The 14821-nt window shown below is 65.0% G+C and carries 11 protein-coding genes; 5 read left to right on the top strand and 6 right to left on the bottom strand.

Annotated features, from left to right (window positions below):
- Positions 1–28: 28 nt before the first annotated feature.
- From LQG66_RS26680 to LQG66_RS26670, 3 genes are all read right to left on the bottom strand, one after another.
- Positions 29–685 (bottom strand): glutathione S-transferase family protein, encoded by a 657-nt coding sequence (locus tag LQG66_RS26680; protein ID WP_231318614.1) that lies wholly within the window; start codon positions 683–685, stop codon positions 29–31.
- On the bottom strand, positions 685–1854 hold the full coding sequence (locus tag LQG66_RS26675) for an acyl-CoA dehydrogenase family protein (protein WP_231318613.1): 1170 nt from the start codon (positions 1852–1854) through the stop codon (positions 685–687). The genes LQG66_RS26680 and LQG66_RS26675 overlap by 1 nt, the downstream gene beginning before the upstream one ends.
- Before the next feature lie 176 nt (positions 1855–2030).
- Positions 2031–3170, bottom strand: a complete 1140-nt coding sequence (locus LQG66_RS26670; RefSeq protein WP_231318612.1) for an acyl-CoA dehydrogenase family protein — start codon at positions 3168–3170, stop codon at positions 2031–2033.
- A gap of 310 nt (positions 3171–3480) precedes the next feature.
- Here LQG66_RS26670 and LQG66_RS26665 point away from each other — a divergent pair, with 310 nt between their 5' ends.
- Positions 3481–4713: an ABC transporter substrate-binding protein gene (locus tag LQG66_RS26665; protein WP_231318611.1), complete on the top strand. Its 1233-nt coding sequence runs from the start codon at positions 3481–3483 to the stop codon at positions 4711–4713.
- A 1104-nt stretch (positions 4714–5817) separates the two neighbouring features.
- On the opposite strand, the gene LQG66_RS26660 is transcribed toward LQG66_RS26665, so the two are convergent.
- From LQG66_RS26660 to LQG66_RS26650, 3 genes are all read right to left on the bottom strand, one after another.
- Positions 5818–6783, bottom strand: coding sequence for an IS110 family RNA-guided transposase (locus tag LQG66_RS26660; protein WP_231318610.1), 966 nt, complete (start codon positions 6781–6783; stop codon positions 5818–5820).
- 1017 nt (positions 6784–7800) lie between these two features.
- The gene (locus LQG66_RS26655; protein ID WP_231327954.1) at positions 7801–8850 is read right to left on the bottom strand and encodes an IS110 family RNA-guided transposase; all 1050 of its coding nucleotides are present in this window, start codon (positions 8848–8850) and stop codon (positions 7801–7803) included.
- 342 nt (positions 8851–9192) lie between these two features.
- On the bottom strand, positions 9193–9963 hold the full coding sequence (locus LQG66_RS26650; RefSeq protein ID WP_231318609.1) for a helix-turn-helix domain-containing protein: 771 nt from the start codon (positions 9961–9963) through the stop codon (positions 9193–9195).
- 198 nt (positions 9964–10161) lie between these two features.
- On the opposite strand from LQG66_RS26650, the gene LQG66_RS26645 reads away from it, so the two are divergent.
- The 4 genes from LQG66_RS26645 to LQG66_RS26630 all read left to right on the top strand — a co-directional run bounded on the left by LQG66_RS26645 (position 10162) and on the right by LQG66_RS26630 (position 14820).
- Complete coding sequence (locus LQG66_RS26645; protein ID WP_231318608.1) at positions 10162–12429, top strand: marine proteobacterial sortase target protein; 2268 nt, start codon at positions 10162–10164, stop codon at positions 12427–12429.
- A 100-nt stretch (positions 12430–12529) separates the two neighbouring features.
- Positions 12530–13099: a class GN sortase gene (locus LQG66_RS26640; RefSeq protein WP_231318607.1), complete on the top strand. Its 570-nt coding sequence runs from the start codon at positions 12530–12532 to the stop codon at positions 13097–13099.
- A 122-nt stretch (positions 13100–13221) separates the two neighbouring features.
- Positions 13222–13938: a DUF1614 domain-containing protein gene (locus LQG66_RS26635; protein ID WP_231318606.1), complete on the top strand. Its 717-nt coding sequence runs from the start codon at positions 13222–13224 to the stop codon at positions 13936–13938.
- A 57-nt stretch (positions 13939–13995) separates the two neighbouring features.
- The gene (locus LQG66_RS26630) at positions 13996–14820 is read left to right on the top strand and encodes an MlaD family protein (protein WP_231318605.1); all 825 of its coding nucleotides are present in this window, start codon (positions 13996–13998) and stop codon (positions 14818–14820) included.
- Position 14821: the final 1 nt, after the last annotated feature.

Raw genomic sequence — 14821 nt, 5'->3', positions numbered from 1 at the left:
CGTCGCCCCGGAATGACGTGCCCAAAGCTCACGGTCTGGCGCGTGGCTTGATGCCCTGCTCCGCACCCGCACGCCGCTCAGCCGCCAGGGCCCGCTGGTAGCCCGCGCGCTGCTGCAGCCGCGCCCAATACGCCGCCACATTCGGGCCGAAATCCTTGGAGAGTCCCAGCGTGTCGGCCAGCCGCAACGCATAGCCGATCACGATGTCGGCGGCGGTGAAACGGCCGGCGCACAAGAACTCGGCATTGGCGGTCGCTGCCTCCACGGCGCGCAGCCGCCCCAGGAACCACTTGGCATAATCGGTCGCGACCTGCGGCGAGCGCCGCTCCTCCGGCTCGAGCTGAGTGTATCGCAATACCAGCGTTTGCGGGAACGTCAGCGTCGCGTCGGAGAAGTACATCCAGTTCAGGAACGCGCCGTAGTCCCTCTCCTCGAGCCCGACCATCAGCGGCGTCGGGCCATGTTTGGCGCCGAGGTAGTGGCAGATGCCGGAGGACTCGGTCATCTTCGTCTCGCCGTCGATCAGATACGGGATCGTCCCGAGCGGATTGATCGCCAGATACTCCTTGGCGAACACCCGCGGCGGGAACGGCAGCATCTTCAACTCGTAGTCAATCCTCAGCTCCTCCAGCATCCACAGCGGGCGGAACGAGCGGGCGCCGTCGCAATGATACAGCGTGATCATCAGGCGTTCCCCGCTTTGCCGCTGCCCGGCAACGTGCCCATCATCTTGCACAGGATCGTCAGCATCACCTCGTCGGCGCCGCCGCCGATCGAGCTCAGCCGCGAATCGCGATAGGCGCGGCTGACCGGCGTCTCGTTCATGAAGCCCATGCCGCCCCAATATTGCAGGCAGGCATCGGTGAGCTCGCGGCCGAGCCGGCCGGTCTTGAGCTTCACCATGGTCGCCAGCCGGGTGACATCCTCGCCTGCGACCAGCGCCTCGGCGGCCTGATAGGTCAGCGCGCGCAACAGCTCGACCTCGGTCTGCATCTCCGCCAGCTTGAAGTGGACGACCTGGTTGTCGAGGATCGAGCGGCCGAACGCCTTGCGGTTGCGGGTGTACTCGATCGTCGCATTGATGATGGCTTCGTGCGCCTTCAGGCAGGCAGCGCCGGCCCACAGCCGCTCCTCCTGGAACTGCATCATCTGATAAGTAAAACCCTGGCCCTCCTCGCCGATGCGGTTGCGCTTGGGCACCCGGACATTGTCGAAGAAGATCTGCGCGGTATCCGACGAACGCATGCCCATCTTGTCGAGCTTGCGCGCGACCTGCACGCCCTTGCTCTTCATCGGCACGCAGATCAGCGACTTGTTGCGATGGACCGGACCGTCGCCGGTGTTGGCGAGCAGGCAGATGAAATCCGCCTGGGTGCCGTTGGTGATCCACATCTTGCCGCCGTTGATGACGTAGTCGTCGCCATCGCCACGCGCCTGGGTCTTGATCGAGGCGACGTCGGAGCCGGCGCCGGGCTCGGAGACGCCGATGCAGGCGACGTAGTCGCCGGCGATCGCCGGCGCCAGGAACTCCTTGCGCACCTCGTCGGAGCCGAACCGCGCCAGCGCCGGGGTGGCCATATCGGTCTGCACCCCGATCGCCATCGGGATCGCGCCGCAATTGATCGCGCCGAGCTCCTCCGCCATCATCAGCGCGTAGGAATAGTCCAGCCCCTGGCCGCCGAACTCGACCGGCTTGTTGAGGCCAAGAAAGCCGAGACTGCCGAGCTTCTTGAACAGCTCATGCGCGGGGAAGATGCCGGCCTCCTCCCATTCGTCGACATGGGGATTGATCTCGGCAGCGATGAACTTCTGCAGGATGCGGCGCGGTTCGTCGTGGTCGGCGGTGAAGAGCATTCTTCCTCGAGCTCCTGTCGTATTTTTTTTGACGTCATGGCCGGGCTTGTCCCGGCCATCCACGTCGTTGTTCATGTGTGGCGGACAGCGTGGATGCCCGGGCCTTCGCCGCACCGAAGGGGTTTTGGCCCCGCAGGCGGATCAAGCCCGGGCATGACGAACGGAGAAAGTACGCGTCACAATCCCATCTGCCGGCTGGCCAGATCCTTCATGATCTCCTCGGTGCCGCCGCCGATCGCGTTGACCTTGACCTCGCGATAGATGCGCTCGACGCGGATGCCGCGCATGAAGCCCGCGCCACCAAAAATCTGCACCGCCTCGGAGGCACAATAGGCCATCGTCTGCGTCGCCTGGTTCTTCATCATGCAGATCTCGGCGACCGGATTGTCGCCCTGTTCGAGCCGCCACGCCAGCATTTCCAGCATCGCCTGCGACGCCGCGACGCGCTGCGCCATGTCGACCAGCTTGTGCCTGATGACCTGGTGCTGCGCCAGTGGCTTGCCGAACGTCTGCCGCTCTTTCGCATAGGCGATCGCATCCTCCAGGCAGACGCGGGCGAACGCTGTGCAGCCCGCCGCCATGCCCATCCGCTCGCTGTTGAAATTGTGCATGATCAGCTTGAAGCCCTGGCCCTCCTCGCCGATCAGATTCTCGGCCGGCACACGGCAGTTGTCGAAATGCAAGGTCGCGGTGTCCGACGCCCACCAGCCCATCTTGTCGAGCTTCGTGCGCGTCAAGCCCGGCGTGTCGCCGGGAATGAGCAGCAGGCTGACGCCGGACGCGCCCGGCCCGCCGGTGCGCACGGCAACCGTGATGTAGTCGGCGCGCATGCCGGAGGTGATGAAGGTCTTCTCGCCGCTGACGACATAGGCATCGCCATCGCGGATCGCCTTGGTCCTGAGATTTGCGACATCCGAGCCGCCGCTCGGCTCGGTGATGGCGAGCGCCGAGATCTTCCGCCCCGCAAGAATCTCCGGCAGCACCCGCGCCCTCAGCTCCGGCCGCGCGGCGCGTGCGATCGGAGGCGCGCCGATCGTATGGCTCATCAGGCTGGCGCTGACGCCGCCACAGCCTGCCCGCGCCAGCTCCTGCGAGGCGACGATCTTCATGAACTGATCGGCCGGCACGCCGCCGAACTGTTCCGGGAAGCCGAGCCCGAGCAGTCCGATCTCGGCCGCCTCGACGTAGAGCGCGCGCGGAAATTCGCCGGCCTCATCCCAGGCGCTAGCAAACGGCGCGATCTTCTTGTCGACGAAGCGCCTGACGACGTCGCGAAACGCCTCGTGCTCGGCCGTGTAGAACGGGCTTTTCGTCATCGTTGCCGGAGCTCTGGTTCGTGCTTTGGCCAAGATGCGCCGGAAGCGGCGGTATCAACTTGCGTCGAGTGGCTGGCAGCCAAAATCACCTGCGCTCCCGCGCGACATTCCCCGCCGTTCCCGGCAACAGCGCCTGAACGCAAGACAGTGCATCGCACACATCTGCCCACTCGTTTCTGACCGGCAGCCATCCACAATCGCTCCTGCTTTACCGCGGGCGTCGTGATCACGGCGAGAGGCGCACGCGGACGCTGTCATCGGCCACAAAGAAAAAAAGAAATCGCAGGACCAACCAGAGGAAACCCAGGGAATGTCGCCGACAACTGTCAGGACTTTGCTCTCGTTTGCGGCCGCAGCCGCCCTCTCCGTGCTGGCGAGCCAGAGCGCATCAGCACAAAAGAAATACGACACCGGCGCCACCGATACCGAGATCAGGATCGGCAATGTCGAAGCCTATAGCGGCCCGGCCTCGGCCTACGGCATCATCGGCAAGACCGAGGAAGCCTATTTCAAGATGATCAACGATCAGGGTGGCATCAACGGCCGCAGGATCAACTTCATCTCCTATGACGACGGCTACAGCCCGCCGAAGACGGTCGAGCAGGTGCGCAAGCTGATCGAGAGCGACGAGGTGTTTCTGGTGTTCAATGCGCTGGGCACGCCGACGCAGACCGCCGTGCAGAAATATCACAACGCCAAGAAGATCCCGCAGCTGTTCCTCGCCACCGGCGCCAGCAAGTGGAACGACCCGAAGGAATTCCCCTGGACCATGGGCTTCCAGCCCAGCTACCGCGTCGAGGCGCGGATCTTTGCCAAGTACATCCTCAAGGAGAAGCCTAACGCGAAGATCGCGATCTTTTACGCCAATGACGATTTCGGCAAGGACTACGTCCTCGGCATCAAGGAGGTGCTCGGCGACAAGGCCAAGACCCTGATCGTCGCCGAGGAGAGCTACGAGACCACCGAGCCGTCGATCGACTCCCACATCGTCAAGCTCAAGGGCACCGGCGCCGACGTGTTCGTCAACATCTCGACGCCGAAATTCGCGGCGCAGGCGATCAAGAAGATCGCCGAGCTGGAATGGAAGCCGATGCACGTGATGACCGACGTCTCGATCTCGATCGGCGCGGTGATGAAGCCTGCCGGCTTCGAGGCCTCAGAGGGCGTGGTCTCCGCCAGCTATCTCAAGGACCCGTCGGATCCGCAGTGGAAGGACGACGAGGGCATGAAGAAGTTCATGGCCTTCATCGACAAGTACATGCCGGGCGCCAACATCTCCGACACCAACCTCGCCTATGGCTATGCCGCGGCCCAGACCATGGTGCAGGCCCTGAAGCAGTGCGGCGACAATCTCACCCGCGAGAACGTCATGAAGCAGGCCGCCAGCCTGAAGGATTTCGCGCCGGACACGCTGATCCCCGGCATCAAGGTCAACACCGGCCCCAATGACTTCGCCCCGATCGAGCAGCTCAAGATGATGCAGTTCAAGGGCGGCAAATGGGACCTGTTCGGCGACATCATCAGCGCGGAAGTCGGGGGGTAGAAGCAGGCGAGGTTGTCTCCTCGCGTGTCGCTTGAGCCACACGACCTACGGCGCGCGCGGTGCGCCCTATCCCTCACAACAATCGCGTAGCGATGGGAGTCGATGTGGCGGGAGACGTCGAGCGAGCTGGCGCGGCAAATTCGGTGCACCCTCTCCCCTTGTGGGAGAGGGTGGCGGAGATGCGAAGCATCGCAGCCGGGTGAGGGGTTGCCACGGACTGGGAGCTTAGCGTGTGGCACGAACCCCTCACCCGAGCGGGTCTGGAGTTGGTTTCAGCGTAGCCCTCTCCCACAAGGGGAGAGGGCGCAATCATTGTCACCGCTCTGCCACCGGCGGAGGATGTCGCCGCGATAGAGACATCGAGGGAGCCGGCGCGGCAAAATTCGGTGCACCCTCTCCCCTTGTGGGAGAGGGTGGCGGAGATGCGAAGCATCGCAGCCGGGTGAGGGGTTGCCACGAACTGGGAGCTTAGCGTGTGGCACGAACCCCTCACCCGAGTGGGTCTGGAGTTGGTTTCAGCGTAGCCCTCTCCCACAAGGGGAGAGGGCGCAATCATTGTCACCGCTCGGCCACCGGCGGAGGATGTCGCCGCGATAGAGACATCGAGGGAGCCGGCGCGGCAAAATTCGGTGCACCCTCTCCCCTTGTGGGAGAGGGTGGCGGAGATGCGAAGCATCGCAGCCGGGTGAGGGGTTGCCACGAACTGGGAGCTTAGCGTGTGGCACGAACCCCTCACCCGAGTGGGTCTGGAGTTGGTTTCAGCGTAGCCCTCTCCCACAAGGGGAGAGGGCGCAATCATTGTCACCGCGCGGCTACCGGCGATGGATGTCGCCGCGATAGAGTTTATGAAGGCTGAGACAGAAGCCATTCGCTTCCGGAAAAAATAAATCTCTTGCGATTTTTCCGAATACATGATTGTATCCGCCCATCCCGCCTCACTGCGGAGCAACTGTGCTGTTGAGGTAGGCCGGCGAGCGGCCGGCCTCAAGGCTGGCGCGAGACGCGCCCCCGCCTTCGGCGGCTGAAGGCCTTGACCCCGTCCGCTCGCCGTCCTGTTGGCTTGGCATGCGCTCGGTCGTGGACCGAGCGCGGCATGGCGCTCGATCAGTTCACCGCAACGCGTGGTGGCTTAGGATTCCACTTCTCACCGCGGGCGATCATCGTGTTGAGGATGATGATCAGCTTGCGCATGCAGGCGATGAGCGCAACTTTCGGCTCCTTGCCCTTGGCGGTGAGGCGCTCATAGTAGGCCTTGAGCACCGGATTATGCTGGGTCGCTGCGCCGAGGCAGGGAAGAAACAGGCCGTTTCTCACCCAGCGCCGGCCCCCCTTGATGTGGCGCTCGCCTCGGCGCTTGCCGCTGTCATCGTCGTAAGGAGCGACCCCGATCAGGGCGGCGGCGATCTCGTCGCTCACCTTGCCGAGCTCCGGCGCTCCTGCAATGAGGATCGCGGAGGTCGTGCCGGCAAGCCCTGGCACAGTTTCGATGATCTCGGCGCGCTTGGCAAACTCCGGTGTGGCCTTGACCTTGGCCGAGATCGCAGCCTCGAGCTTCGCAATCTGTGCAGCGAGCGTCTTCAACACCTGGGAATGGGCCTTCTGCGCCAATCCCGGCACGACATGTTCGTTCTGGTTCTGCAGACGGGTTTTCAGATCCATCAGGTTCTTGCGTGCTTTCACCAGTCCCGCCAGTTCCTCGCGGGCAGCATCGTAGGTCTGGCTCGGTGCGTCGTTGAACGTCTCGGCGAACCAGGCGATCATCTCCGCATCGATCGTGTCGTTCTTCGCCAGTCGACCGGCCGATAGGGCAAAGTTGCGAACCCGCTTGGGATCGACGATCCGCACCTCTATCCCGGCCTGGCGCAACACCTTGGCCCACTCGCGCTCATAACCGCCGCTGGCCTCCATGACGGCCTTGTTCACCTTGTGCTTGCGAAGCAAGGTCAACAGCTGGCGGTGCCCGTGCGGAGTGCTCGGGAACGTCTGCCGTAGTCCGAGGCTGCGAATGCAGCCGTCCACCTTGTCCTTGGCCACATCGATGCCAGCGACACCGTTTGCGATTTGTGTCATCATCCACTCCCTTCCTTGCCTTGTATGGGCTCGAGGCCCTTGCAACTGTTCGGGTTGAGGAAGATCACCGGAGCTGTCCCTCGCTCTGAAACAGGCTCTGCTGCGTTTGGGGCGTTACGGGCTCAGATCCAGCGACGGGCGGTTTTGCGAGAACCGCCCGTTCGCATATTCTGACAGACTTTCTGAACACAAGGGGCGTTGCGCGCGATCGTCACGACACGCGAGGCGGGGAGCGATGGCCGCGTCTTGCCGCAGCGTGTCTTCGGATGCGCCGACGAACGGCAGGGCTGCGGACGTGAAGTCGCAGCGTCCTGACACCCCGATGCTGGTGTCCCGCGGTGGTGCGCGTGAGCGCATTGTCGCGCATGGTGGCCAACAAGCCCGGCGCACCAGGGAGACTGCGTATAAGCGTGAAGACCGTCGCGCAGGGAATGCCGGTTGATCGGCACCACCTGTGGTACCTGCCGCCTGCATTTTTTTCGCAGGCGGGCCATGGGTGAGGCCTTCACCCGGCATTCCCTGCGCCCTCTGCATTCTCGCGAGGGACTCGATGATCGCAGACCTCGGGCATCATGTGCCGCGAGAATGCGGCATCATGCCCTTCTGATCGGTTTGACCTTGCTGCTTGATACGAACCTTTTGATAGATGCGACCCGGCTGTTTGAGACGTGAATCTGCTCTCTCCCCGTCGTCCCGGACAAGCCGTGGCGCGCGAAAGCGCGGCGCGGCGCCGATCCGGGACCCATATGTGGACGGCCCCCGTGGCACAAGAGCGGTGTTGAGGTTCGATCGGATCGCTTGCATCCATATGTCCGGCCTTTGGATGTGGCCTGTTGGGCCGCTGGCCAAGATGGTTTCCGCGACACGGGTTCCAAACACGCCAGCGACCTTGTTCGGCCAATGGGTCCCACGGATTTGCCCGCATCTCGGTTCGATCGATCGCACCATCTCCTCTGCTCTTGCAGCTCCGGTTCGGCCGGTGGGATCGCCCTCCGGTCGGCCGAATCCTTTTGTTTGTTACGCGGCGGCCGCTACGGGGGCCTTCGCCAGGCCAGCCAGTCGTGCGCCATCAAAGGTCTCTCCCGTGGTCATCAGCTTCCACGCGATGCGGGCGATCTTGTTGGCGAGCGCCACCGCGGCAAGCTTGGCCGATTTGCGCTTCAACAGCTCAATGAGCCAGCCCGGCCCTTGCCCCTTCGCCTTTGCCACTTTGATGACCGAGGTCGCGCCCACCACGAGCAGCTGGCGCAATCGCTCGTCACCGGCGCGCGTGATCTTGCCGAGCCGGGTCTTTCCGCCGGTCGAATGGTCCCTCGGCGTGAGGCCCATCCAGGCTGCGAACAGCCGGCCAGAACGAAAGGCGTGCGGATCTGGCGCCTTCATCACCAGCGCTGCGGCGGTGACCGGGCCCACTCCCGGGATCTGTGCCAGACGCCGGCTCATGGCATTGGCGCGGTGCCAAGCCAGAAGCTTGGCCTCGATCGTCTTCAATTCCTCCTGCACCCAGGCGTATTCACGAGCCTGCATCGCAAACAGCTCACGCGCCATCTCCGGTACGCTGTCATCCTGTTCGATCCTGGTCAGCAACGAGGCGAGCTTGTCGAGCCCTCTGGCCTCGGTCAAACCGAACTCAGCCGCGTAACCACGGATCATGTTGCTCAGCTGGGTGCGACGGGTCACCAGCTGCTCACGGATGCCCAGCAGCATCAAGGCGGCCTGCTGCTCCGCCGTCTTGACCGGCACATAACGCATCCGCGGCCGGCTCGATGCCTCGCACAGCCCCTCTGCGTCTCGCCCGTCGTTCTTGTTGCGCTCGACATAGGGCTTCACCAACTGCGGCGCGATCAGCTTGGCCGTGTGACCCAGCTTGCCAAGCTCGCGCGCCAGGTGGTGCGCGGCCCCGCACGCTTCCATCACCACCACCGTCGGCGGCAATTTGGCAAAGAAATCCAGCATCACCTTGCGCGTGAGCCGCTTGCGCAACACCACACGCTCCGATCCATCCACCCCATGCAGTTGAAAAATATACTTCGACGTATCCAGCCCAATGCGGATAATCTGGCTCACGGACGGCTCCCAAGTATGAGACTTCGACAACCTCATTCTGGCACAACTGATGCCGTAGGGGGCCGTCCACACCATCACGCTTCGGCGGATGTGAGATGCGAAATGCCAACGACGCGCGTGCCTCACATTGCTCCCTGGGGTTATCGATCCCGGCGTGACAGCGGTGTTTGTTGAGGCAGTATCGTAGGGTGGGCAAAGCGGCCGACCGCAGGGCGGTCGCGTGCCCACCATCGATCCACGCGCTCGGAGCAAATGGTGGGCACGGCGCGCGATGGAGCACGGCATACAATGCGCATTGGGGCGCGCCTTTGCCCACCCTACGGACTACTACTGGCTACGAACTCACGCCACGCCGTGCACGAACATTGCGAACGGCTCCTCCACCGTCTTGCGCAGATGCTCGCGATAGAACTGATAATGTCGATCATCCCCACCGAGCCGGCCGAAGCTCGGCTCATCGACATTGCGCAGCGGCAGCAGCGCGATCGGCGCGGCGATCGGCGTCAAGAGCGAGCCGCGGCCCGCCAAGAGCGTCGTGATGATGCCGTACATCTCGCCGGTGATGGTTGGCCGCGACACCGTGATCAGGCGGTGCTGGCCGTGGCGGTTGGTGACGAGATAGACGAAGCCGGACTGGTTGGGCACGGCGACCTCGCCGAACTGCGTGAAGGCCGCATCGAGCCGCGCGCCTTCGCGAAACACCAGCGACGAGGCCGCGTCGTCCCAGGCGATGTCGGTGCGATAGGCGTAGATCGCCTCCCTGTCGCCGAACGACGGACGCACGGTGACATAGGTGCCCTCGATCCATTCCACCGCCCGCCGCGAATAGGAGCCGAGACTGTCCGGCGCGACGCCGCCGCTCGCAGCGGGCGGCACGGCCGGCGCGCCCACGGGCTTGCGCAGGGACATGCCGAGGGCCTGCTCCAGCCGGACGATGGTCGCGAGCGTGAACGGGCGGCGGCCGCCGAGCGCCTTTTCCAGGGTCGACAGGCTCAGCTTGGCCTGCTCCGCCAGCGCCTGCCGCGACATCCGGCGCCGCGCGATCTCCTCGCGGATCGTCTCCGCGACCTGCCGGCTCTGCTCGTCGGAAAGCTCATTGTCCGGTATCGACATCCTGTCCCCTGCCGTGTGCCGCGCGTCCTTTTAGCAGACGGACAAATCAGCACAAACCCGTACAACAGCGTCCGCCCCGGGTGGCCGGCGGACGCACCGGGGCGGACCGTGCCCGAACAAGACCGACCATTCCGCTCGCGATATCAGCGCGCCGCGCTCAGTCTCGGCAGGCCGAAATTGTTCGTTGCGGAGCCACTGATGAGCGAGACGATCGACCACGATATCAGAAGCAGCGCCCACCCGGTCCGGTCCTTCATCGTGACCATGCTGCTGTTCCTGCTGCTGCAGGCCGCCGCCGTGCTGCTGGTGGGCTTCACGGCACTCTTCCTCAGCGTCACGCCGGGCTGGTCGTCGGAAGGACCGCTGGCGCCGCTGACCAAGCCGGGCGACGCGCGCTCCGGCGCGCTGCTGTTCAAGACCGACACCGGTTATGCCGAGGCGCCGCGGCTCGGCATCGACGTCGACATCGTCGTGTCCGGCCCGACGGCGCGGGCGCGCGTGACTCAGCTGTTCAAGAACACGAGCTCGCAATGGATGGAGGCGGTCTATGTCTATCCGCTGCCGCCGGACAGCGCAGTCGACACGCTGAAGATGATCGTCGGCGATCGCGTCGTGGTCGGCGACATCAAGCCGCGCGAGCAGGCCAAGGTCATCTATGAGCAGGCCAAGCGCGACGGCAAGACCGCGGCGCTGACCGAGCAGGAGCGGCCGAACATCTTCACCACCTCGCTCGCCAATATCGGTCCGGGCGAGACCGTTCTGGTGCAGATCGAGTATCAGCAGCCGGTGGCGCAGGCGGCCGGCGAGTTCTCGCTGCGGGTGCCGCTGGTGGTCGCGCCGCGCTACAATCCCGCGCCGATCGTGCAGAGCGTCGAGCTGCGCCCTGACAGCAACGGCTGGGGCGCCGCAGGCAACGACCCCGTGCCGGACCGCGACCGCATCTCGCCCGAGGTGCTCGACCCGGCCAAGCATGATCCGGTCAATCCGACCCGGATCACGGTGCGGCTGCAGGCGGGCTTCGCGCTCGGCGAGGTGAAGAGCCACCATCACCAGGTAACCATCGACAGCCCGGATGCGCGGACGCGCGTTGTCACCCTGGCCGAAGGCGTGGTGCCGGCCGATCGCGACTTCGAGCTGACCTGGAAGCCGGCTGCTACGACAGCGCCCTCGGTCGGGCTGTTTCACGAGCAGGTCGGCGATGCCGACTATCTGCTCGCCTTCGTCACACCGCCCGCCGTGGCGGCGACCGCGCAGCGGCCGCAGCCGCGCGACGTGATCTTCGTGATCGACAATTCCGGCTCGATGGGCGGCACCTCGATCCGCCAGGCCAAGGCCAGCCTGCTCTATGCGCTGGGCCGGCTGCAGCCGGGCGACCGCTTCAACGTGATCCGCTTCGACGACACCATGACGGTGCTGTTTCCGTCCTCGGTGCCTGCCGATTCCGAGCATGTCGGCAGCGCGACCAGCTTCGTCAGCGCGCTGGACGCGCGCGGCGGCACCGAGATGGTGCCGGCGATGCGTGCCGCGCTCACCGACGACGGCAGCGACTCCGATCGCGTGCGCCAGGTCGTGTTCCTGACCGACGGCGCCATCGGCAACGAGCAGCAGCTGTTCGAGACCATCACCGCGATGCGCGGCCGCTCGCGCATCTTCATGGTCGGCATCGGCTCGGCGCCGAACACCTACCTGATGACGCGGGCCGCCGAGCTCGGCCGCGGCGCCTTCACCCATATCGGCTCGGTCGAGCAGGTCGAGGAGCGCATGCGCGACCTGTTCGCCAAGCTGGAAAACCCTGTCGTGACCGGGCTCAGCGCGAATTTCTCGGAAGCCTCGGCGGATCTGACGCCCGCTGTCCTCCCCGACGTCTATCGCAACGAGCCGCTGGTGCTGGCCGCCAAGCTCGATCGGCTGGCGGGCTCGCTGCAGATCAAGGGCCGCATCGGCGACCAGCCCTGGACCATCACGCTGCCGCTGTCCGGCGCGGCCGAGGGCAAGGGCCTGTCGAAGCTATGGGCGCGGCGCAAGATCGGCGATGCCGAGGTGGCGAAGACGATGCGGCAGATGACGCCGGAAGAAGCCGACGGCGCCACTCTGAAGCTCGCGCTGGAGCATCAACTGGTGACGCGCCTGACCAGCCTCGTCGCGGTCGACAAGACGCCACGACGCCCCGACGGCGAGCCGCTGAGACTGGCAGAGCTGCCGATCAACCTGCCGGCCGGCTGGGATTTCGAGAAGGTGTTCGGCGAGCGCGGCCGGATGCCCATGATGCAGAAGGACCGCCGCGCGGAGACAGACAGCGACGTCCAGCTTGCCGCGCTGAAGCGGCCGGTGGTGCCGGCGACGCCTGCGACGATCACCTTGCCGAAGACGGCCACCGATGCCGAGCTCAGCATGCTGCTCGGGTTGGGGATCCTGATGCTCGAATTGATCTGGCTCGTCGCCATACGGCGGCGGGCGAGCAACTAATACGCGCCGTCATTGCGAGGAGCGAAGCGACGAGGCAATCCAGGGCCAGACGAAGATTCTGGATTGCTTCGCTTCGCTCGCAATGACGAATGGAGAGTTCATGCCCCGCTTCCTCATCCCGCTCGCGATTGCCCTGGTCGGCATCGCCCTGTTCGGCCACGGCGCCCTCATCCACGCCAAGGCGATCGTCGCGCAGGTGCTGCTCGACCGCGCCTTCAGCCAGACCATCGCGACAGGCCACCCCGTCAAGCCATGGTCCTGGGCCGACACGGCCCCGGTGGCACGCATCGAGATCAAGCGTCTCGGCGTCTCCACCATCGCGCTCGACGGCTCCAGCGGCCAGGCCCTCGCCTTCGGTGCGGGCCATGTCGAGGGCAGCGCCGAGCCCGGCCAGCCCGGCATCGCCGTCTACTCCGCGCATCGCGACACCCACTTCCGGTTCCTGCGCGACGTCAGGATCGGTGACGAGATCGACGTCGTCAGGCGCGACGGCAAGGCCTTCCGCTACCGCGCCGATGCCGCGCAGGTCGTCCGTTACGATGCGTCGGGCATTGATCCGGTGACGCAAGACTCCGAGCTGGTGCTGTCGACCTGCTGGCCGTTCGACGCGCTGATACCGGGCCCGGAGCGCTACGTGCTGCACGCCACGCTGATCCGTGCTGAGTCATGAGCCATGGCGCCCGGAGCATGGCAGCCCTTGGGAACGAAGCGGCGAATGACCATTTGTCACCCTGCCGCCTCCGTGAAATGATCCCACGGACAGCACGGTCCCACTATCCAAGCGCTTCCGACATGCATTCCCAGGTTCAATATCTGCCGATCACGCCGGTTTTCTTCGCGGTCCTGGTGCTCGCTTTCGGCGTCCTGATCATCCTGATCCAGCTCCGCATCCTGCGCTACGCCTACATGAAGCTCGGCGTCAGCTCGGGCACCGCGATGCTGCTGCTGCTCGGCTCGCTGATCGGCAGCTATTTCAACATTCCCATCACGGTGCTGCCTGGACAGGTCGCCAGATCCGGCGAGGTCATCGACTTTTTCGGCATGCAATATGTCGTGCCGCTGGTGCATCAATGGCCCGGCACCGTGCTGGCGGTGAATGTCGGCGGCGCCATCATCCCGACGATCATGTCGACCTACCTCGTGCTGCGCTACCAGCTGTGGCTGCGCGCTGCGATCGCCGTGCTGGTGATCGCCGTAGTCATCCACGCGCTGGCGACGCCGGTGCAGGGGGTCGGTATCGCCGTGCCGGTGTTCGCGCCCATCGTGGTGACCGCGATCCTCGCTTTCCTGCTGTCGCGAGAATATGCCGCGCCGCTGGCCTATATCGGTGGCTCGATGGGCACGCTCGTGGGCGCCGACCTGATGAATCTCGACAAGATCGGCAGCCTCGGCGCGCCCGTGGCTTCGATCGGCGGCGCGGGAACCTTCGACGGTATCTTCCTGACCGGGATTCTCGCGGTGCTGCTGGCGGGCCTCGCCGCGCCCTCCCGGCCGGGCTTGGCGCGCTGAGCTTTCAACCCGGAGACTTAACGGCTAGAATCGGGCGGAGGCAGCGGCGGACACCGAATGCGCGCGATCAATCTCATCGTGGGAACCCTGACGATCGCGGCCGTCGCAGCCGGGATCAGCGGCGTCCTGCTCAAGCAGAAGAGCCGCATCGCGCAGCAGCGCAGCACTTTGCGCGTCGTGTTCGACGGCGGCTCGGCCGCGGGCTTGCGCAAGGGCGGCCCGGTCAATTTCGACGGCGTGCAGGCCGGGCAGATTCTTTCGATCAATCTCGAAAGCCCGCGCAAGATCGTGGCCCTGGTCACGCTCGACAGCAGCGCGCCGCTCCGCAAGGACACCACCGCCGGCATCGAGTTCCAAGGGCTGACCGGGATCGCCGCGATCTCGCTGGTCGGCGGCGCGCCGACGGCGCCGCCCGTGCCGCTGGATCACGACGGCGTTCCGGTGCTCACCGCGGACCTGAAGGACCAGGAGACGATGGTCGAGACGGTGCACAACGTCGACAAATTCGTCGTCAGCAACGCGCCGGCCATCAAGGACGCGCTGCAGACGTTCGAATCCGAGACCGCCTCGCTGAACGACAAGACCGCGGCGATCGATGCCGCGATCGACAAGGCCGAGGACATCTTCAAGGGCTTCGACAAGGTCGTGACCAAGGTCGACGACGCCATTCCCGGCTTCGCACAGGGCAATCCGGGCGAGCTGTTCGATCAGATCAGATCGATGCGGGAGCTGGTCGACGGTCTCAGGCGCAAATCGGCGAAAGTGTTGGAGGACGGCCGCAAGACGCTGGTGGACATCAGCGACGGCGCCAATGCGATGAACGTCAAGCTCGGCGGCCAGCCGGCAGCGCCGGGACCACGCCGCGTGCCGGCGTCACGCTGAG

It is taken from the genome of Bradyrhizobium ontarionense, assembly GCF_021088345.1.
GTDB classification, from domain to species: domain Bacteria; phylum Pseudomonadota; class Alphaproteobacteria; order Rhizobiales; family Xanthobacteraceae; genus Bradyrhizobium; species Bradyrhizobium ontarionense.
Note: the sequence above shows the minus strand (reverse complement) of the source record. Positions and strands in the feature narration are given on the sequence as shown.

Bases quoted from the DNA above. Each gene is read 5' to 3' on its own strand.
- LQG66_RS26630 (WP_231318605.1), top strand. From the start codon at position 13,996: ATGCGCGCGATCAATCTCATCGTGGGAACCCTGACGATCGCGGCCGTC.
- LQG66_RS26650 (WP_231318609.1), bottom strand. From the start codon at position 9,963: ATGTCGATACCGGACAATGAGCTTTCCGACGAGCAGAGCCGGCAGGTC.
- LQG66_RS26640 (WP_231318607.1), top strand. From the start codon at position 12,530: ATGCCCCGCTTCCTCATCCCGCTCGCGATTGCCCTGGTCGGCATCGCC.
- LQG66_RS26635 (WP_231318606.1), top strand. From the start codon at position 13,222: ATGCATTCCCAGGTTCAATATCTGCCGATCACGCCGGTTTTCTTCGCG.
- LQG66_RS26665 (WP_231318611.1), top strand. From the start codon at position 3,481: ATGTCGCCGACAACTGTCAGGACTTTGCTCTCGTTTGCGGCCGCAGCC.
- LQG66_RS26680 (WP_231318614.1), bottom strand. From the start codon at position 685: ATGATCACGCTGTATCATTGCGACGGCGCCCGCTCGTTCCGCCCGCTG.
- LQG66_RS26670 (WP_231318612.1), bottom strand. From the start codon at position 3,170: ATGACGAAAAGCCCGTTCTACACGGCCGAGCACGAGGCGTTTCGCGAC.
- LQG66_RS26645 (WP_231318608.1), top strand. From the start codon at position 10,162: ATGAGCGAGACGATCGACCACGATATCAGAAGCAGCGCCCACCCGGTC.
- LQG66_RS26660 (WP_231318610.1), bottom strand. From the start codon at position 6,783: ATGACACAAATCGCAAACGGTGTCGCTGGCATCGATGTGGCCAAGGAC.
- LQG66_RS26675 (WP_231318613.1), bottom strand. From the start codon at position 1,854: ATGCTCTTCACCGCCGACCACGACGAACCGCGCCGCATCCTGCAGAAG.